16 protein-coding genes and 4 pseudogenes are annotated in these 17,851 nt (G+C 69.9%); 16 read left to right on the plus strand and 4 right to left on the minus strand.

What is annotated here, in order from left to right:
• Positions 1–41: 41 nt before the first annotated feature.
• The 7 genes and pseudogenes from AMY39116_RS0317925 to AMY39116_RS47530 form a co-directional block, all read left to right on the plus strand.
• On the plus strand, positions 42–626 hold the full coding sequence (locus AMY39116_RS0317925; protein WP_027936023.1) for an ABATE domain-containing protein: 585 nt from the start codon (positions 42–44) through the stop codon (positions 624–626).
• A gap of 232 nt (positions 627–858) precedes the next feature.
• Positions 859–1,365, plus strand: a pseudogene (locus tag AMY39116_RS45515) (SDR family NAD(P)-dependent oxidoreductase).
• 85 nt (positions 1,366–1,450) lie between these two features.
• Positions 1,451–2,323: a helix-turn-helix domain-containing protein gene (locus AMY39116_RS0317935; protein WP_020419015.1), complete on the plus strand. Its 873-nt coding sequence runs from the start codon at positions 1,451–1,453 to the stop codon at positions 2,321–2,323.
• The gene (locus AMY39116_RS46980; protein WP_020419016.1) at positions 2,320–2,481 is read left to right on the plus strand and encodes a hypothetical protein; all 162 of its coding nucleotides are present in this window, start codon (positions 2,320–2,322) and stop codon (positions 2,479–2,481) included. The genes AMY39116_RS0317935 and AMY39116_RS46980 overlap by 4 nt, the downstream gene beginning before the upstream one ends.
• A 461-nt stretch (positions 2,482–2,942) precedes the next feature.
• Complete coding sequence (locus AMY39116_RS43110) at positions 2,943–4,328, plus strand: MFS transporter (protein ID WP_020419018.1); 1,386 nt, start codon at positions 2,943–2,945, stop codon at positions 4,326–4,328.
• A 91-nt stretch (positions 4,329–4,419) separates the two neighbouring features.
• Positions 4,420–4,719: a hypothetical protein gene (locus AMY39116_RS47160; protein WP_027936024.1), complete on the plus strand. Its 300-nt coding sequence runs from the start codon at positions 4,420–4,422 to the stop codon at positions 4,717–4,719.
• Positions 4,720–4,801: 82 nt separating this feature from the next.
• Positions 4,802–4,954, plus strand: a pseudogene (locus tag AMY39116_RS47530) (IS3 family transposase); the annotation flags it as partial.
• 96 nt (positions 4,955–5,050) lie between these two features.
• On the opposite strand, the pseudogene AMY39116_RS47535 reads toward AMY39116_RS47530, so the two are convergent.
• Together AMY39116_RS47535 and AMY39116_RS0317965 are read right to left on the minus strand one after the other, a co-directional pair.
• Positions 5,051–5,122 (minus strand): annotated as a pseudogene (locus tag AMY39116_RS47535) (hypothetical protein); the annotation flags it as partial.
• 82 nt (positions 5,123–5,204) lie between these two features.
• Complete coding sequence (locus tag AMY39116_RS0317965) at positions 5,205–5,951, minus strand: SDR family oxidoreductase (RefSeq protein WP_027936025.1); 747 nt, start codon at positions 5,949–5,951, stop codon at positions 5,205–5,207.
• A gap of 69 nt (positions 5,952–6,020) precedes the next feature.
• On the opposite strand from AMY39116_RS0317965, the gene AMY39116_RS0317970 reads away from it, so the two are divergent.
• Entirely contained in the window at positions 6,021–6,866 is an 846-nt protein-coding gene (locus AMY39116_RS0317970; protein ID WP_020419022.1) for a LysR family transcriptional regulator, read from the plus strand.
• A 1,107-nt stretch (positions 6,867–7,973) separates the two neighbouring features.
• Here AMY39116_RS0317970 and AMY39116_RS0317975 read toward each other — a convergent pair.
• Positions 7,974–8,705, minus strand: a complete 732-nt coding sequence (locus AMY39116_RS0317975) for a TetR/AcrR family transcriptional regulator (RefSeq protein ID WP_020419023.1) — start codon at positions 8,703–8,705, stop codon at positions 7,974–7,976.
• Between the two features lie 93 nt (positions 8,706–8,798).
• Between AMY39116_RS0317975 and AMY39116_RS0317980 the strand changes: the two genes are divergently transcribed.
• From AMY39116_RS0317980 to AMY39116_RS0317985, 3 genes and pseudogenes are all read left to right on the plus strand, one after another.
• The gene (locus AMY39116_RS0317980) at positions 8,799–9,845 is read left to right on the plus strand and encodes an amidohydrolase family protein (RefSeq protein ID WP_020419024.1); all 1,047 of its coding nucleotides are present in this window, start codon (positions 8,799–8,801) and stop codon (positions 9,843–9,845) included.
• A gap of 84 nt (positions 9,846–9,929) precedes the next feature.
• Positions 9,930–10,031, plus strand: a pseudogene (locus AMY39116_RS48150) (DUF6537 domain-containing protein); the annotation flags it as partial.
• A 23-nt stretch (positions 10,032–10,054) separates the two neighbouring features.
• On the plus strand, positions 10,055–10,249 hold the full coding sequence (locus tag AMY39116_RS0317985; RefSeq protein ID WP_020419025.1) for a hypothetical protein: 195 nt from the start codon (positions 10,055–10,057) through the stop codon (positions 10,247–10,249).
• A gap of 765 nt (positions 10,250–11,014) precedes the next feature.
• On the opposite strand, the gene AMY39116_RS0318000 is transcribed toward AMY39116_RS0317985, so the two are convergent.
• Positions 11,015–11,632, minus strand: a complete 618-nt coding sequence (locus AMY39116_RS0318000; RefSeq protein ID WP_020419028.1) for a TetR/AcrR family transcriptional regulator — start codon at positions 11,630–11,632, stop codon at positions 11,015–11,017.
• Positions 11,633–11,740: 108 nt separating this feature from the next.
• Here AMY39116_RS0318000 and AMY39116_RS0318005 point away from each other — a divergent pair, with 108 nt between their 5' ends.
• The 5 genes from AMY39116_RS0318005 to AMY39116_RS0318025 are packed head-to-tail and all read left to right on the plus strand — an operon-like array spanning position 11,741 to position 17,772.
• The gene (locus AMY39116_RS0318005) at positions 11,741–12,946 is read left to right on the plus strand and encodes a cytochrome P450 (RefSeq protein WP_235716162.1); all 1,206 of its coding nucleotides are present in this window, start codon (positions 11,741–11,743) and stop codon (positions 12,944–12,946) included.
• On the plus strand, positions 12,946–13,890 hold the full coding sequence (locus AMY39116_RS0318010) for an MBL fold metallo-hydrolase (RefSeq protein WP_020419030.1): 945 nt from the start codon (positions 12,946–12,948) through the stop codon (positions 13,888–13,890). Before AMY39116_RS0318005 ends, AMY39116_RS0318010 begins: the two co-directional genes overlap by 1 nt.
• Positions 13,887–14,870, plus strand: coding sequence for a fumarylacetoacetate hydrolase family protein (locus AMY39116_RS0318015; RefSeq protein WP_020419031.1), 984 nt, complete (start codon positions 13,887–13,889; stop codon positions 14,868–14,870). The genes AMY39116_RS0318010 and AMY39116_RS0318015 overlap by 4 nt, the downstream gene beginning before the upstream one ends.
• Complete coding sequence (locus tag AMY39116_RS0318020; protein WP_020419032.1) at positions 14,846–16,807, plus strand: acetoacetate--CoA ligase; 1,962 nt, start codon at positions 14,846–14,848, stop codon at positions 16,805–16,807. The genes AMY39116_RS0318015 and AMY39116_RS0318020 overlap by 25 nt, the downstream gene beginning before the upstream one ends.
• Positions 16,808–16,815: 8 nt before the next feature.
• Entirely contained in the window at positions 16,816–17,772 is a 957-nt protein-coding gene (locus AMY39116_RS0318025; RefSeq protein WP_020419033.1) for a PDR/VanB family oxidoreductase, read from the plus strand.
• Positions 17,773–17,851: the final 79 nt, after the last annotated feature.

Below are 17,851 nucleotides of genomic sequence, written 5' to 3' on the forward strand. Positions count from 1 at the left end.
CAACGGGTGTCACGTTACAAGGCGGCGAGGAGACACGTCAAATGCTTGACGCGTGTTACAACCCATCGGCTGTCCAGACGGCCGTCGATCTTGCCAACACCTTGAAGCCGATCAAGGGAGAGGACGAGCTCGAGACCGTGGAGCAGCTGCGGGACTTCCTCGACGAGCATTCCCTGGCCGCACCGGCCGAGCCCGCGGGTCACGGAGCCGGCCGGCGGTGGCGTCTCACCCGCGCCGATCTGGCGGAGGTCCGCGCGTTGCGTGAGACGGTGCGTGCCGTGCTGGAACGAGCGAACACGGACGCGATCGAAGCCGCGGCCCTGATCAACGACGGTCTGCGCCGCAGCCGAGCCACCCCGGCGCTGCGCCACGATCACTACCGTTGGCGGACCGAGATCACCTCCGACACCGACCGCTGCTCGGCGCACTTGGCCGCGACCACACTCAGCGCACTCGCCTCCGTGATCGCCACACTCGGTCCGGCTCGCCTCGGCGTCTGTGCCGGGCCGGCCTGCCGGGCCACTTTCGTGGACCTCTCGCGCAATGGGTCGAAGCAATACTGCACACGAACCTGCGCACACCGGGCCAGCGTCACGGCCTACCGGAGCCGGCAAAGCGCGCGTTGAGTCCCGGCATGGCGGGCGCCGGAGTTCCGTGTCCAGGCGATCGCTGATCATTCCGGCTGACTCTTGTCGCCCACGGCGACGCGTGCCGGGCGATGTTCCGTGTGCCGGAACGCCGAGGACAGGCGGACTGGCAGCGTCAGCGCTCGGTCCACACTGCCTCGCCGTCCGCCGCGAGCCTTGCGCCGCGGAACGATGTTGATCTTCACGTGCTCAAGCAGCTGTTTGATCTCGGATGGGGTGGGGAACCGCGCTGGCGCTGGCCGCTCTCGGCGCACGGGTGACCGTGGTGGCTCGTCGAACGGACCGCCTCGACGCGCTGGTCGACAAGATCGCCACCACTGGTGGCCAGGCTCTCGCCGTGCGCGCCGACATCACGGACTAGGAACAAGCTCACTCAGCCGTCGCCCGCGACGTTGAGGCGTACGGCCGTCTCGACACCGTGGTGGCCGACGCGGGCGTCATGATCCTCGGACCGATCACCGGCGCGGACACGACCGGCTGGCGCCGGATGATCGAGCTCAACACCCTCGGGCTCATGTACACCGCGCACGCGGCTGCCCCGCACCTGCTGCCCCTCCAGAACCGCGCCGACGTTCAGGGGCGGATGTACGAGCGCTACTCGACGTTGGAGCGGCTACGTCCGGCGGATGTGGCGGACGTGATCGCCTTCATCCTGACCAGGCCCCGCCGCGTCGCCGTCAACGAGGTCCTGGTCCGGCCGACGGAGCAGCAGGGTTGACCGCCGCGATGCCGGAGCGCCGGCCAGGCTGCATGGGTGTGCTGCACCCACGCTCCGGGAGCCGGCCGACATTACTGTCGGCGGCGTGGACAGTGAGAACAAGCTCGGTGACTACCTGCGTGCTCGACGGGCGCTCCTCCGGGCGCAGGAGGTCGGTCTGCCCGACGATGGCCCGCGGCGGGTCCCGGGGCTCCGGCGCGACGAAGTGGCGTTGCTCGCCGGCGTGAGCACGGACTACTACATCCGGCTCGAGCAGGGCCGGGAACGGCATCCGTCCGACCAGGTGCTGCGGTCGATCGCCAGTGCGCTGCGACTGGATGACGCCGCCGCGGCGCACCTGTTCCGGCTCGCCCTTCCGGTGTTCGGGGCGAGTTCGGTCACCTCGCTGACGGTCGCTCCGGAACTCGTCCGGCTGATGGACGGCATGCCGGACGTGCCCGCTTTCCTGGTCGGCGCGGCGCAGGCCATCCTCGCCGCCAACGCCATGGCCAGGGAGCTCTACCGCGGGTTCGCCCGGTACGACAACTTGCTGCGCATGATCTTCCTCGACCCGTACGCGAGGTCCTTCTACGGCGACTGGGACGCCGCGTCGCGGCTGGCGGTGAGCAACCTGCGGGCATCGTCGTCGCAGTTCCCCGCGGACGAGCACATCGAGCGGGTCGTCGGCGAACTGACCTTGCGCAGCCCGGCGTTCGCGAACCTGTGGGCCCGCTACGAAGTGCGTCCGCGGACCCGCGAGGTGAAGCATTTCCTGCATCCACAGGTGGGGGAGCTGAGGCTGCACTTCGAGACGCTGGCCGTCGCCAGCGCGCCCGGGCAGCACCTGTCCGTTTACAGCGCCGAACCCGGTAGCGCGAGCCACGACGGGCTGGTCCTCCTGCGCCGTCTGGCCGACCAGGCAGCCACCGCCGACAACGCCGACCAGGACGAGGTCCTGGAGGGTGACACCCGATCATGACCGCCCCTGTCGCGGACCGCGTGGGCACCTACGAGATCACCGGGAAGAAGGTCGCTCGCCTGGGCTTCGGCGCCATGCGGCTGACCGGGCTCGGATTCCGGGGCGAGCCCGAAGACCGGCCGGTCGCTCCGGGTACCTCCGGCAGCAGGCGCGGCTGATCACCGACCTCGCCACGGTCCTGAACCGGTACAACCGCTGACCGAAGCTCCGCCGACGTCCTGGTCTACTGCACTCGGCACGACATCGGGTTCATCCCGTGGACTTCCGTCACCGCCGGGCAGCCGGCGCGCCCCATCGCCGCGGTGCACGACGCGCCACCGTCCAATGTGGCGCTGTCCTGGATGCTGCACCACTCCGACGTCGGCCTGCCTGTTCCCGGCACGGCCAAGGTCGGGGACACCTCGCTCCGCCGGAGCAACCCCAATCTCCTGTCTTTCGCTGCTCGATTTCGTGGGCCCGCCTGCCTGGCCGCGGGGATAAGAACCGAAAGGGAATTCATGGAAACCGTCTTCGTGATCTACCGAGGAACCCGGCTCCGCGGTGTCTCTTCCAACGTTGCCGAAAGCGGGACCAAGCAATGAGTTCAACACCGAAAACGCCGGCCCGGACTTGGGTAGGCGTGGTCACACTGCTGGCCGGCACGCTGCTGCCGCCACTGGACTTCTTCATCGTCAACCTCGCCATCCCGTCGATTCAAGACGACCTCGGTGGCGGTGACATCCTGGGCCAGCAGATCGTGGCCGGTTACGCCGCCACCTATGCCGTGACGCTCACCCTCGGTGGCCGGCTCGGCGATCTGTACGGGCGGCGGCGCGCTTTTCTCATCGGAATCGTCGGGTTCGCCGTGGCCTCGCTGATCTGCGGTTCGGCCGGCGCGCCCTGGCTGCTCCTCGCCGGGCGCATCCTGCAAGGTTTGACGGCCGCGCTGATGGCGCCGCAGTCGCTGGCCCTCATCCGCGCGAGCCTCGACGGCCGTGACCAGACGATCGCCCTCGGCTTCCACGGTGCGACCCTTGGCCTCGCCGCGGTCATCGGCCAGTCCCTTGGCGGCCTCCTCGTCACCGCCGATGTCTGGGGGCTGGGCTGGCGAGCGATCTTCCTCATCAACCTGCCCGTCGCGGCGCTGGCTCTGCTGGGCAGCCTGTTCCTGCGCGACCGGCACACCCGGGGCGTGGAAAGACTCGACTGGGTCGGCGCCGTCCTGCTCTTCGGAGGTCTTGCCGGGATCGTCATCCCCTTGGTCGAGGGGCGCGCGCTGGACTGGCCTTGGTGGTGCTTCGTCCTGGTCGTCGCCGCCGTCATCCTGCTGCGCAAGTTTTGGCGTTACGAGTCCTCGCTCGGCGGCGACCGGCGCGGTGGTCGTGTGATGCCCCTGGTGCCACCCGGAGCGGTCACCGCGCCCGGAGTGCGGATCGCGCTCGTGGCGGTCGCCCTGTTCTACTCGATCGCCGCGTTCTTCCTCATCTTTTCCGAACACGAGCAGACGGTCGGTCGCACGCCGTTGCAGGCGAGCCTGGACATCCTCCCGCTGGGCATCGGTTTCCTCATCGGCCCGCTGACCGTGCCGTACCTCGTGCGGGTGATGGGGCGCCGGATCGCCGCGCTCGGCCTGTGCCTGGAGACCATCGGCTTCCTCGCCTTCGCCGGGCTCGCCGCCGCATTCGAGCACACGGCGTGGACCGCCGCACCCTTGGCGCTCATCGGCTTCGGCCAAGGGCTCGCTCTGCCCGCGCTGATCCGCCTCACGGTCACCCACATCCCGCGCGCGTTCGCGGGACTGGCCAGCGGCCTGGTGAACGCGACCCTGCAGATCAGCGCCGCCTTGTCGGTCGCGATCGTCGGCGGTCTCTTCTACACGGCTGCCGGCACGTACGGATCGACCGCCGCCATCACCGCGGCGTCGATCCTCATCGCCGCGCTGCTGTTCGGCTCCGCGCTCTTGTCGCAGCGGGCTGAACGCGTCCCGGCCGTGGATACGCTCTCGAAGGCGCTGTCGGTGAGGTAGCCGGCTCGACGGGAGGCGACACGACCGAGGAGGTGCCGCGCCAGCCGACGTCGCGCGGATAGCGAGGGTGGACGCCAGCCGGGAATCGCGGGTGCTGCGCAACGACCCGCGCTCCGCCGAAAAAGTCGGCTACCGGGCGAATGCCGCCGCCCGGCGCCTCCGCAGTGGCCGGACCATGACGCTCGGGTTGCTGCTGACCAGGGACGAAATCCGCCGGCTCGCGGATGGTCTGGGCGACGTCAGCCAGACACTGATCAACGCCGACCCGGCGGACAAAGCGGAGGTCTACCGCCGGCTCGGCCTGCACCTGGTCTCCCACCCTGGAATACGAACAGAGCTTCGGACGAGCCTGCGGGGAGCACCTGCACAGCGTCACGCCGGTTCGCTCTGATGGGCAATACGCCGGTCCCGACGAGTTCGCCGGGAGCGCCGGCGCCACCTCACCGAAGCGCACACGCTTCTCGGTGCTGCGCATGGCGCGGCTGCTGCAACGCCGCGCCGACCTGGAGGTGAAGATCACCCAGGCGCACCGGGACTCGCACGGCACCTACGGGTCGCCGCGCATCACCGCCGAACCGCGTGACCAGGGCGAGGTGGTCACGGCGAAGACCGTCGCCAACATCATGGCCGGGGTCGGGACCGAGGGCATCAGCCCACGCACCTTCAAGGTCGAGACGACAGGTGATGGCGTGGCCACCAGCGGTGTTGATCTCGGCAGTGAGCCGTTCGGCCGCGTCGGCCTGGGTCCGGTAGTCGATGGCCACCGCTGCCCCGTCGACTGCGAGACGTCGCACGACCGCCGCGCCGATTCCGCGTGAGCCACCGGCCAGCGCTGCCCTGCTGTCAGCGCACCCGTCGTCCTGCCTTCCGGCCCCCTCACCAAGGCACCCTGCCGTTGTCGTCGAAGAAGCCGCCGGTGGGACACTCTCGCCCGAGCGTGGCCAGCCGCACCACGATCGCAGCGCCCTCGGCTGCGGTCCGAGTCAACTGGAACGGCAGGCCCTTGGCGAAGTCCGTGTCACACGCACCAGGCGCGACCGCGTTCACCAGGATCCCTTCGCGTGACAGCGCTTTTGCGTACTGCACCGTGAGCATGTTCAGTGCCGCCTTCGACACCGGATAGCCCAGCGAACCCGGCATCCGGCTCAAGTAGTGGGTGGCATCGGTCGTCCACGTCATCGACGAGGTGCCGCTGGAGACGTTCACAATCCGTGCCGCGGACGAACGGCGCAGCAGCGGGAGCATCGCCTCGATCACGGTGACGACACCGAACAGGTTCGTCTCGAACACCGCCCGCACCCCGTCGAGGTGTGCGGAGCCCGGCGCCTGCGCCCCGAGGTCGCCGGCGATGCCGGCGTTGTTGACCAGGACGTCCAGACGGCCGAACCGCTCGGCGATCTGCTCGGCCGCCGCGCTCACCCCGCGTTGGTCCGTCACGTCGACGCCGATCGGGTGCGCGATACCACCCGCCGCGCTGATCTCGGCCACCGCCTCGGCGCCCTTCTCCAGGTCTCGGGCACCAACCACCACCGTCGTCCCGAGCCTCGCGAGCTGGCCCGCGACGGCCCGCCCGATCCCCTTGTTCGCCCCTGTCACCAGGGCAATCGTCGCGTCATCACTCATACGATCAGCGAATCACCTGTCGTTCCCCTAGGCCAGGACCGGACTGATCTCGCTCGATACCCTCCTTGTATGGACGTCCAGACCCGGGAACTGCGCTACTTCATCGCGGTCGCCGAGGAACTGCACTTCGGGCGGGCTGCCCAGCGGCTGGGCATCGCCCAGCCACCCCTGTCCCGGGCGATCCGCCTGCTCGAACAACGGATGGGCCTCACTCTGCTGGACCGCACCAGTCGCGGGGTGCAGCTCACGGCGGCCGGGGAGGTGTTCTTGGCCGAGGGACGCGCCGCACTGGATGCGGTGGCCGCCGCGGTGCGCCGTGCGCGAAGGGCGGCGGAAACCACTCCGCGGCTGGTCCTGGCGCTCAAACCCGGCAGCGACGCCGACCTGTTGCAGCCGATCCTGGACCGCTACGCTGCCACCCCCGACGCCGTTCCGGTCGATCTCGCCTTCAGTGTCGGCGAACGCGCCGCGATGGTGCGCGACGGCCGCGCCGACCTCGCACTGCTCCACCGGCCGCAGAACGATCTGAGCGGCCTGGACAGCGACGACCTCCACGTCGAAGACCAGGTCGTGGTGCTTCCGGACGGCCACCCCCTGACCGCCCGCACCGAGGTGTCGATGGCCGACCTGCGCGGCGGAACCCAGCCCCGATGGCCGGAGTCTCGCCCCGAGGTGACCGGCCACCTCGTCACCGACACCGACCAACTGCTGCAGCTTGTCCGGCTCGGGCGGATGATCGCGGTGCTCCCGGAATCGATCCGTGATCGTCTGCCACCCGGTACAGTCAGTCGTCCTGTCTTCGACGCCGAGCCGGCCACCCTCGTGATCGCCTGGCACCGGGAGTCCACCTCCCGCCAGGTCGCCGCCTTCATCCGCGCCGCGACCTCCGTCAAGACCGAGCTGGAACAGGTCTGACAGGTTACGGCCGGAATACGCCAGCTACCAGCGCTGACCAGCAGCTTTACGCGGCTCGCTCGTACTCGATCATCAGGCCTCCAAGGAGCCGATGTCGCCTGATCAGCTGGAGGCTGAGGTTCGGATTTGAAGGTGAGCACGAACCGTCGGCGTAGCAGTCGCTCGTAAACACGGCGGGGGAACTTGACCGCCTTGATTTCCACGTCAGCCAGGACGGCATCGAACGAGGCCGCGAATTGGCGAGCCCGGTCACGGACAAGAAACCGGAACTCGCCGACCCGCTCCCCCCAGATCCATCACCGGGTTGCGGACCTGTTGTGTGGTCCACACGCCCATCCGGATGGGCGGCTGTACCGAGGATGTGGATGTAACGGCTGCCGACCTCCAACACGAACAACACGTAGATCCGCTTCAGGGTGAGCGCGCGGTCGACGGGGAAGAAGTCGAAGGCCAGCCTCGTCGAGGCCTGCGTGCGCAGGAACTGCTGTCAGGTTGTGTCGGTCTGCCGGTCCGGCGCGGGAGGTATGTGCGCTCGCTGCATGAAGAACGAGCGGTGGATGTCTCCATCCGTCCCGCCCGTAGGGTTAGTACCGGTGTCCGAGGAGGAGCTGACCCAAGTCCCCAGCCTGGTGTACGCGGCTGACTTACAGCTTCCTTGACGGTGTGTTCGTTCAAGCCCCTGGGGCGGCTCCGCCCGAACCGGCGGGAGACGTTCCTGACTGCGCTCGACACCGCGGATGACGCCGCCAGCCATGACCGCGTAGAGCAGCGCCAGTGGCTGCGGTTGTGACGGTGCCGGAGCTCCTGCACGAACGGGTCGCTGGGAGATCGGCGAGCTTGTGGCCACCCCGTGTCAGCCGGGCCGATCTCCTCGGTGCGCTACCGCATCTGGCAGTCGCTTTCATCGCGCGCCGGTCGCGCCGCTTGACCGGCTGTTCGACCTGACGCAGCTGGCGGTTCAGGTGCACTAACCGATCGGGCACCTGGGCGCGGCGACAAGCGACATGGCGCGGCAGGCGGCCGATGAATGCTGTGAAGCGTGTCTCTTGGTGCTGTGGTCCTGCGCCGGACTTCCCCGCCGGAAACGCGCGGGCCGTGGAGGCCGGGTCAGCGGTCCTTGCGGTGGTCGGCGGTGAGGCGGTCGAGCCACTCACTCAGCAGGTGTTGCTCCGCACTGCTGAGCGTTGTCTGTTCGGGCAGAAGGGCGCGCAGCGCCCGGGCGGCAGAGGCGGGGCTTGCGTCGCGTACGGCGGGTTCCTCGAGGGTGACGGCGGTGATCATCGCTTCCCGGAGGGCGGTCAGGAGGGCGGGGTCGCGTTGATCGCCGGGGAGTGATAGCCAGGTGAGCACTGCTCCGCGGGCGGTCGCGTGGATGAGAGAGGCAGCGAGTTCCTCGCCGACGCGCAGCAGGCCGCTGCTGGCGAGGCGGTGGATGCGATCGAGCAGGATCTCCATGCCGGCTCGGAAGGCGGCCGAGTCCGTGCCGCGCCTGGGTTCGCCGTACATCAGCGTGTACAGCTCGGGATTGGCGAGCCCGAACTCGACGGCGAGGTCCCAGCCCGTGCGCAGGTCCTCGACGGGATCCTCCGGACGGGCGTCGGCGTGTTTGGCCGCGAGGAAGGTGGCGTAGCCGTGTTCGGCCACCGCGTCGAGCAGCCCGTCCTTGTCGCCGAACAGGCGGTAGATCGCTGGGGCCTGTACCCCGGCGGCGGCCGCGACCGCCCTGGTGGTGACCGCCTCGCGTCCCTCGCGCGCGAGCAGGTCCGCCGCCACCTCGACAAGCCGCTGTCGGGACACCTCGCGTGCCGCGACCTGTGCGTCCTCCGATCCATCAACCATGTGTCAATGATATCGAGTACTTGCTTCCACTGATGTTTCCGGTGATACCATGATTCGAGTATCGTTGGAAACGCCAGTTGAGGAGTTGCTGACATGAGCGACAAGCTGCGTATCGTCGGCCTTGAGGAACACGTGGTCCTGCCCGTTCTGCTCGACGCGTGGGCGGCGGCGGGAGTCCGGCCGAACGTCTACCCCGACGACCACCCGGTCACGCGAAGGCTGTGCGATGTCGGCGATGAACGCTTGGCCGACATGGACGAGCAGGGCATCGACGTCGCGGTGCTGTCCCTGGCCACTCCGGGGGTGCAGAACCTCCCGCCGGCCGATGCCGTGCGCGTCGCGCGCGAGGCCAACGACGCGCTCGCCGCGATCGTCGACGCCAATCCCTCGCGGTTCCAGGCATTCGCCGCCATCCCGACGTCCTCGCCCGAAGCCGCCGTCGAAGAGTTGGAGCGCGCGGTCACCGGACTCGGCTTCCGCGGTGCGATGCTGTATGGCCGCACCGGCGACGCACTGGCCGACGCGCCGCAGTTCGACGACCTCTACGGAGCCGCCGAACGGCTTCACGTCCCCTTGCACTTCCACCCCCAGGCGCCGGTGCGTGCGGTCCAAGCGGCGTATTACTCGGGACTGCCCAACGGGGTGGGGGCGGCATTGGCGACCGCCGGGCTCGGCTGGTACTACGACCTGGGTGTGCAGTACCTGCGGATGATCTTCTCCGGGGTGTTCGACCGTCACCCCGGGCTGCAAGTGATCGCCGGGCACTGGGGCGAGGTCGTGCTGTTCTACCTCGATCACGTCGGCTTCCTGGGGGAGATGGCCAGGTTGCAGCGGCCGTTGGCCGACTACTTCCGTCAGAACTTCTGGGTGGCCGGCAGCGGTACGGTCAGCGAGCGCTACCTGCGCTGGACCGCCGAGGTCGTCGGAACCGACCGCATGCTCTACTCGACCGACTACCCGTACACCTTCGGCACCCGGCCCGGCGGCTTCCCCTACCTGGACACCAGCGGCGGCATCGCCAGGTCGTTCCTCGAGAACGCACCCTTCACCGAGGAGGAGAAGGCCGCCATAGGATCCGGCAACTGGGAACGGCTGACCGGCCACCTCAACGCCGACCGCCGGCCCCGCCGACCAGCATGACGGGTGCATGGGGCGTCACCTGGGTTGCGGACGGTGCAGCCACGGCGCCGACGTCGGTAGAGACCCTGTATGCCGGTCTCGCGCATGAGCCGGGCCCCGCGGCTGCGCGGCACGCCATTCGACCCGTTCGGCCGCGCCTCGGTGCGGCGCGCCGAGCGGGCGTTGGTCGCTGGGTACCGGGAGGTGCCGGCCGAGCTGGGACACTCGCTGTGTCCGGAAACCACGACGTGGCCGTGGAAATCGCGAACCTGCCGGACGCCGTCCGCGGCTACGAGGACATCAAGCCCGGCAACGTCGCCGCCTACCGTGACGCGCTCACCGAAGCGCTGCAACGGTTTCGCGCACAGGCGAAAGGCGGGGGAGCCGTGCTGACCGCGGCCGTCGCCGACGAGCTGCGGGCGTAGCCGCCTGCGGGGCGAGTGATCGTCGAGCCGGACGTCATGGTGGCCTACCCGCGCGACCAGGCACCGTGGGCGAGGACGGGCCACCGGCCGGTAGTAGTGGTACGAGCGCTCACCACTAGCACGGTCGCGACGCTGTTCTTCTGCCTGCCGGCGTAGGCGGACGGGCGCGTCCGGCACTGTGTTGGCCCAGGGGGCAGCGGTCCGCGACGGGATCCACCTCACGGTCAGCGACGACGGCCGGGTGCGGTTACGTGTCGCCTACGACGGGACACGCGACGAGTAGACCGACCTGCCAGCGGACACGAAGTCCACCAGCGGTCGGGCCGGTGCGTTCCTGTCAGGGGCTCGGCCGCGACCACTCCGAAGTGCGCTGCGAGCCTGGTGAGCTCGGGCCGAGGCGTCGGGGCGCACGCTTCACGAGCCGCGCCATGACGGCCCCGCCGAACCGCTGCGTCCGCACCCAGTCCGGCGCGAGGTCGCGAGCCTCGGCGAGGTAGCGCAGCGCCTGCCCGATCCTGGTGGAGCTGGAGCGAGGTGGCGGCCAGGCGCAGCCGGTGCCCGGCTTCCCAGAAGGCCTGGCACTTCTCCGCGTGCCTCGGGCACAACCTGCGCCAGCTGGAGCGCCTTCTCCAGGTCTCGTGCTCGTGCCGTGCTGTCGACGAGCTGGAGCGCGGCGACGCGGAGCCTGAAGATCGCCGCCTCACTCGCGCTGTCGCTATGCGCCCGGACTGCGGAGCAGGGCGGGCTGGATCTGTTCCACGGCCTTCACCGCGACGCGCGCGGCGTCCTGCCGCCCGCCCGGATGGCCGACAGGACGAGGTCGATGGCGCTGTCCGCCGCCGTCTGCAGCGTCCGGGACGTGTCCGGGTCCCGTACCCAGCGGAAGATCACTCCCGTGTAGACGTCGCTGAGGGTGCGTGCCGCCTCGGCGACGTCCACCCCAGGATCGACTTCTCCGCGTTCCTGGCCATTTCTGAGCAGAGGTGTCAGGTCGGCCAGCAACTGTGACTCGTAGCGGATGGGGCCGCCCGCCGCGGTCCAGCCGAGCATCATCTGCCTGCTCAGCTCGGGCTCCGCCTCCACCATCCGGCTGATCAGCCGGAAGTAGGCGCGGACCCGTTCCGGCACCGCTTCCTCCGTGGCCTCGGTGATCACCTCCACGGCGCGGTCCGCCATCCGCCGCGTCCACAACATCGGGATGTCGCCCTTGCTGGGGAAGTGGTTGAACGCCGTGCGGCGCGAGGTGCCTGCCCGCTGGGCGATGTCCGCCATCGTGGTGTCCTCGTAGCCACGCTCCACGAACAAAGCCGCCGCGGCCTCGTAGAGCAGATCACGGGTGGCCGGAGCGCGCCGGCCCGCTGCGCCCTGTTCGGTTGCGGTCACCGCCGCCCTCGCCCCTTCCTGATGCTTGACATCGCCTGCACCCGAGTGCAAACATCCCTCGCATAACGACTGCACTCGAGTGCAACGACTCGTCACAAGGGAGTGACCATGTCCAACATAACGTCCTCGATGCGGCCCAGCGACCTCGACCTCTACCACCCGGAAGCGCTGCTCGATCCGTACGCGCACTACGCGAAACTGCGCGAGCTGGGACCGGTGCTCTTCGAGCCGGAGCGCGAGATCTGGCTGGTGCCCGGCTACACCGAGGCGTCAGGTGTGCTGCGCAACCACAAGGAGTTCGTCTCCGGCGACGGGGTCACCTACGAGGGGGTCGGTGACCGGCTCGAACGGTATCCGCTGATCGAGAACGACCCGCCGGTGCACACCCGCATCCGCCGGGCGGTCCAGCCGGCGTTCACCAAGAGCCCGATCGAGCAGCTGCGGCCCGCGATCGAGGCCGCCGCGAAGTCGATCGCCGAGAAAGCCGTCGCGCTCGGCGAGATCGACGCCGTCCAGGCGGTGGCCCAGCCGATGCCCGACAAGGCCATGGAACTGCTGACCGGGCTCACCCCGCCGAGCGCCCAGACGCTGGCCGACTGGAGCGACGCGGTCGTCCGCGCGCAGGAACCGGCGGCGAGCCCGCGCCACTCCGAGCTGCTGATCGAAGCACTGAACTGGCTGACCGAGGTGGGCGTTCCCGGCCTGCCGGCGCACTGCTTCGGCCGGCTGATCACCGAGTCCGGAGGCGCGAACGGGGGGCTCGAAGCCGACGGCTCGGAACGGCTGATGACCCTCGCCTCCATCTGGCTGGCGGGCATCGACTCGACCGGCGCGATGCTGGGCAACGCGATCGACGCGTTCATCGAGCACCCCGACCAGTGGGAGCTGCTGCGCGCCCGGCCCGACCTGATCCCGAACGCGGTCGAGGAGCTGCTGCGCTTCGAGGCTCCCTTCCGCGTCTTCTACCGCCGCACGCGCGCCGAGACCGAGATCGGCGGAACCACGATCCCGGCCGGTGCCGCGGTGTGCGCCGTACTTGCCTCGGCGAACCGCGATCCTCGGCAGTTCCCCGACCCCGACCGGCTGGACGTGACCCGGGAGAACGCCCGCACACACCTGTCGTTCGGGACGTCGATCCACCTGTGCCTCGGTTCGCCGCTGGCGCGGCTGGAGGCCACGTCGATGCTGACCGAGCTCACTCGCCGGGTGCTTCGGTTCGAGCGCACCGGCGAGCCGGTGCGCTCCCCCAGCCAGACCATGCGCAAGTTCGACTCGTTGCCGGTGCGGCTGGTCCCGGCCCCGGGAGTGGCGTGATGAGCGGCTACTCGAAGGGACCCCACGACCTGGGCGGCGGCTGCCACGCCTGGCTGCTGCCCGACGGCGGCTGGGGGGAGAGCAACACCGGGCTGGTGCGCGGCGCGGGGGTGTCACTCCTGGTGGACACGCTCTACGACCTCCCGCACACCGCGGAGATGCTCGACGCTTACCGCCCGCTGACCGTTGGCCATCCGATCCGGACCCTGGTCAACACCCACTCCGACGGCGACCACTGGTTCGGCAACCAGCTGGTCGCCGAGCCCGACGTGGAGATCGTCGCGTCGGAGGCCGCGGCGGAGCTGATGACTCCGCGCGCGGTGTCCGAAATGGCCTCCCTGCACAACCGCCGGGACCGCGTCGGCCGGTTCATCCACTCGGTCGGCGGCCGCTTCGACCTGTCCGGGATCACCGCGACCCCGCCCACCCGCACCTTCGCCGGCGAGCTCGACCTCGACGTCGGCGGGCGCCAGGTGCGGCTCATCCAGGTCGGTCCGGCGCACACGCCCGGCGATGTGCTGGTGCACGTGCCGGACGCGAAGGTCGTCTACACCGGGGACATCCTCTTCATCGGGGGTGCCCCGCTCGTGTGGGCGGGACCGGTCTCGCGGTGCATCGCCGCCTGCGACCGGATCCTCGACCTCGACCTCACCGCGATCGTGCCCGGGCACGGCCCGCTCACCGACAAGGACGGCGTCCGGCTGGTCCGGGACTACCTCGCGTTCGTTGAGGTCGAAGCGACCAAGCGGTTCGAGGAAGGGCTCAGCGTCGAGCAGGCCGTCGCGTCGATGGACCTCGGCCGGTTCGCGGCGATGTCCGAGCAGGGACGGATCGCGGCCAATGTGCTCAACGTCTACGAGGAGCTCGATCCGGACAGGCCGCGCGCGGACCGGCTGGAGCAGTTCAGCCGGATCGCCGCATTCGAACTCGGAGAGCAGGCATGAAGATCGCGCGAATCCAGATCGAGGGAACGACCAGGGTGGGCATCGTCGACGGCGACCAGGTGCAGCCGCTCGCCGCGGACACCGACATGTGCGAGCTGCTCGCCGCGACCCCGGCACAGCGCACGGAGCTCGTCCAGCGCGCCACGGAGGGCGAGCCACGCCCACTGTGCGAGGTGCGGCTGCTCGCGCCCGTGCAGCCCAGGACGCTGCGGGACTTCCTCACCTTCGAGGAGCACCTGGAAGGCAGCCTGAAGCTGCTCGGCGCGCCGGCGCCCCACCCCGCCTGGTACGACCAGCCCCTGTTCTACTTCTCCAACACCAACGCGGTGATGGGACCCGACGACCCGGTCGCGGTGCCACCGGGGTGCCGGCTGCTGGACTTCGAGCTGGAGCTGGCCGCCGTCATCGGTAAGCCCGGCAAGGACTTGAGCCCGGAGCAGGCGGCCGAGCACATAGCCGGGTACACCCTGTTCAACGACTGGTCCGCGCGGGACCTGATGTCGCCGGTGGTCCCGGTCGGCATGGGGCCGGTGAAGGGAAAGGACTTCGCCAACACCCTCGGGCCGTGGATCGTCACCGCCGACGAGCTCGCGCCCTACCGCCGCGACGGCAGGCTGGCGCTGGAGATGCACGCGGAGCTCAACGGTGCCGCGCTGCCCGCGGGCGGGGACAACTCGGCCAACATGTCCTGGTCGTTCGAGGAGATGGTCGCGTTCGCCTCGCGCGGCGCGGAGCTGGTGCCCGGTGACGTGCTCGCCTCGGGGACCTGCGGAGCCGGCTGCCTGCTCGAATACTGGGCACACACGGACAGCGAGGAGCCCCCGCCGCTGCGGCCGGGCGACGTCGTGACGCTGGTCGCCGAGGGCATCGGTTCGGTGTCGAACCGGATCGTCGCCGGGGCCGAGCCGGTGGCCGTGCCGAGGGCCCGGGTGGGGCAGCGGCGACGTGCGCGCCCGTGGAACACCGCGGGGTCGTCGTGAGCGCCGAGGTCTGGACACCGACAGCCCAGGCGGCCGCCGAGGCGACGATCACCGCGTTCGCCCGCTTCGCCGGGAGGCGGGGTGGTCCGCCACCCGGCGCGTCCTACGAGGAGCTGTGGCGGTGGTCGGTCGACGACACGGCCGAGTTCTGGAACGCCGTGGCCGAGTTCTGCGAAGTGGCTTGGGACACCCCGCCTGACGCGGTCACCGATGGTGCCCCCATGCCGGAAACCCGCTGGTTCCCTGGCGGGCGCCTCAACTACGCCGCCCAGGTGTTCCGGACCCCGCGCACCGGCGCGGCGGTCGTGGGTCACGACGAAACCGGGATCAGCCAGACCCTGACCTGGGCGGAGCTGGAGGCGCAGGTGAGCGGCCTCGCCGCCACCCTCGCCGGGCTGGGGGTCAGGGCGGGCGACCGGGTGGCCGGGTACTTGCCCGACCGCCCGGAGGCGATCGTGGCCTTCCTCGCCACGGCGAGCGTGGGGGCGGTCTGGGCCGGCTGCGGCACAGACCTGGCCGGGGACGCCGCCCGAGCCCGCCTCGCCCAGCTGGACCCGGCTGTCCTCATCGCCGCCTCGGGCCACCACCATCGGGGGCAGTGGATCGACTGCACCACCGACGTGCGGAAGCTGCGGGAGGGATTGCCGACTCTGCGTGCGACCGTGCTCGTCGGCGACGGTCACCCGACGGACGGGACCACCCTCACGTGGGCGCAGGCCGTCTCTCCGCCCGCACAACGCGTGGAGCCGGTGCCGGTACCCGCGGAGCATCCGCTGTGGGTGCTGTTCACCTCGGGAACGACCGGCCCCCCGAAGGGCATCGTGCACAGCCACGCCGGCGTTGTCGTCGAGCACCTCAAGACCCTGAGCCTGCATCTGGAAGTCCGGCCAGGGGACCAGTTCTTCTGGTACACGACGCTGAACTGGATGATGTGGAACCTCCGGGTGGGCGGGCTGCTCCGGGGAGCGACCGTCCACTGTTTCGACGGCGCGCCGACCGTGCGCGCGCTCTGGCAGGTCGCCGAGCGTGGCGGGGTCACGCACCTCGGGCTGAGCCCCGGCTATCTGAGCGCCTCTCGCGACGCGGGGCTGCACCCCGCCGCGGACTTCGATCTCCCGGCCCTTCGGGTGGTCGGGTGCACCGGATCCGTGCTCACCGCCCCGTTGCACCAGTGGGCGGCCGAGGAACTCGGCCCGGAGGTCCTGGTCGGGTCCACCACCGGCGGGACGGACGTGGTCAGCGGGTTCGCCGGCTTCGCGCTCACGGTGCCCATCCGGGCCGGGGAGATCGCCGTCCGCTGTCTGGGGGTCGATCTCCAGGCCTGGTCTGCTGACCGGAAGCCGCTGACCGACGCGGTGGGGGAGCTGGTCGTCACCTCACCGATGCCGTCGATGCCGCTCCGCTTCTGGAACGACCCGGACGGCAGCCGCTACCGCGGCGCCTACTTCGAGGAATTCCCCGGGGTGTGGCGGCATGGCGACTGGGTGACCGTGACCGGCCGCGGATCGGTGATCGTGCACGGCCGCTCGGACGCCACGCTCAACCGGCACGGCATCCGCATGGGCAGCGCCGACATCTGCCAGGCGGCCGAGGACCTTCCCGAGGTCGGTGAGGCGCTGGTGGTCGGCATCGAGGAACCCGACGGGGGCTACTGGATGCCGATGTTCGTCACTCTCTCCGGCGGACGGCACCTCGACGAGGAACTCGCTGCCGCGGTGCGGGCCGCGGTGCGCGACCGGGTGTCACCGCGGCACGTCCCCGACGAGGTGATCGAGGCACCGGGGATTCCGCACACCCGCACAGGCAAGAAGCTGGAAGTCCCGGTCAAGAACATCCTGCGGGGCTTCACCGGAACGGTCCAGAAGGACGCCGTCGACCGGCCCGAACTCCTGGAGTTCTACCGGCAGACCGGCGAGAACCGCCGCCGCACCAGATGAGGAAAGCCATGCCCGTTCCCGAGACCTTCGAAGCGGTCGTGCTCGGCAAGGAGACCGTGGCCGACGGAGTCGTCCTGCTCACGCTGGGTCGGCCGGACCGTGGCGAGCTCCCGGCGTGGCAGCCCGGGGCGCACATCGACCTGCACCTGGGCGAACCGCCGGTGATCAGGCAGTACTCACTGTGCTCTTCACCCACCGAGCGCGACCGTTACCAGGTCGCGGTCCTTCGTGAGCCGGACAGCCGCGGTGGATCAGCGTATGTCCACGACGGACTGACGTTGGGGGATACCATCCTGGTGAGCCTGCCGCGCAACAACTTCGCGCAGATCGAGGCGAAGCGCTACGTCTTCGTGGCCGGGGGCATCGGCATCACGCCGATGCTCCCGATGATCGAGGCCGCGCGGCGCGCGGGTGCGGACTGGACGCTGCTCTACGGCGGGCGCACCGCCGCATCGATGGCGTTCACCGAAGAACTCGTGGCAACCGGGGGAGAGCGGGTGTCCCTGCGTCCGCAGGACGAGTACGGGCTGCTCGATTTGGCGAGCCTGCTCGCCGAGCCCACCCCGGACACGGCTGTCTACTGCTGCGGCCCTGAGCCACTGCTGAAGGCCGTGGAAGCGCACTGCGCCTCCTGGCCGAAGGGGTCACTGCACGTGGAGAGGTTCTCCCCGGCGGAGGGAGCGCTCGACGGCCCGACGACCGAGTTCGACGTGGAATTCGCGCAGTCCGGCGTGACGCTCACGATCCCGCCGGGCCGCTCGATCATCGCGGTCGCCGAGGAGGCCGGGATTCCGGTCGTCTACAACTGCGAAGAAGGCACCTGCGGGGTCTGCGAGACACCGGTCCTCGACGGCGCCCCCGACCACCGCGACTCGGTGTTGACCGACCACGAACGCCAGGCGGGCTCATGCATGATGATCTGCGTGTCCCGCGCCCGCTCGCCCCGCCTGATCCTCGATCTGTAGGGAGTTTCGTGTGCGTGCTGGTCATTTCGGGTGAGCTGGGAGAGGTCTGCCCGCTGGGCCGAGGAGGTGACGTCAGCGC

Source organism: Amycolatopsis sp. ATCC 39116 (assembly GCF_000231075.2).
In the GTDB taxonomy this organism is placed as follows: domain Bacteria; phylum Actinomycetota; class Actinomycetes; order Mycobacteriales; family Pseudonocardiaceae; genus Amycolatopsis_E; species Amycolatopsis_E tucumanensis.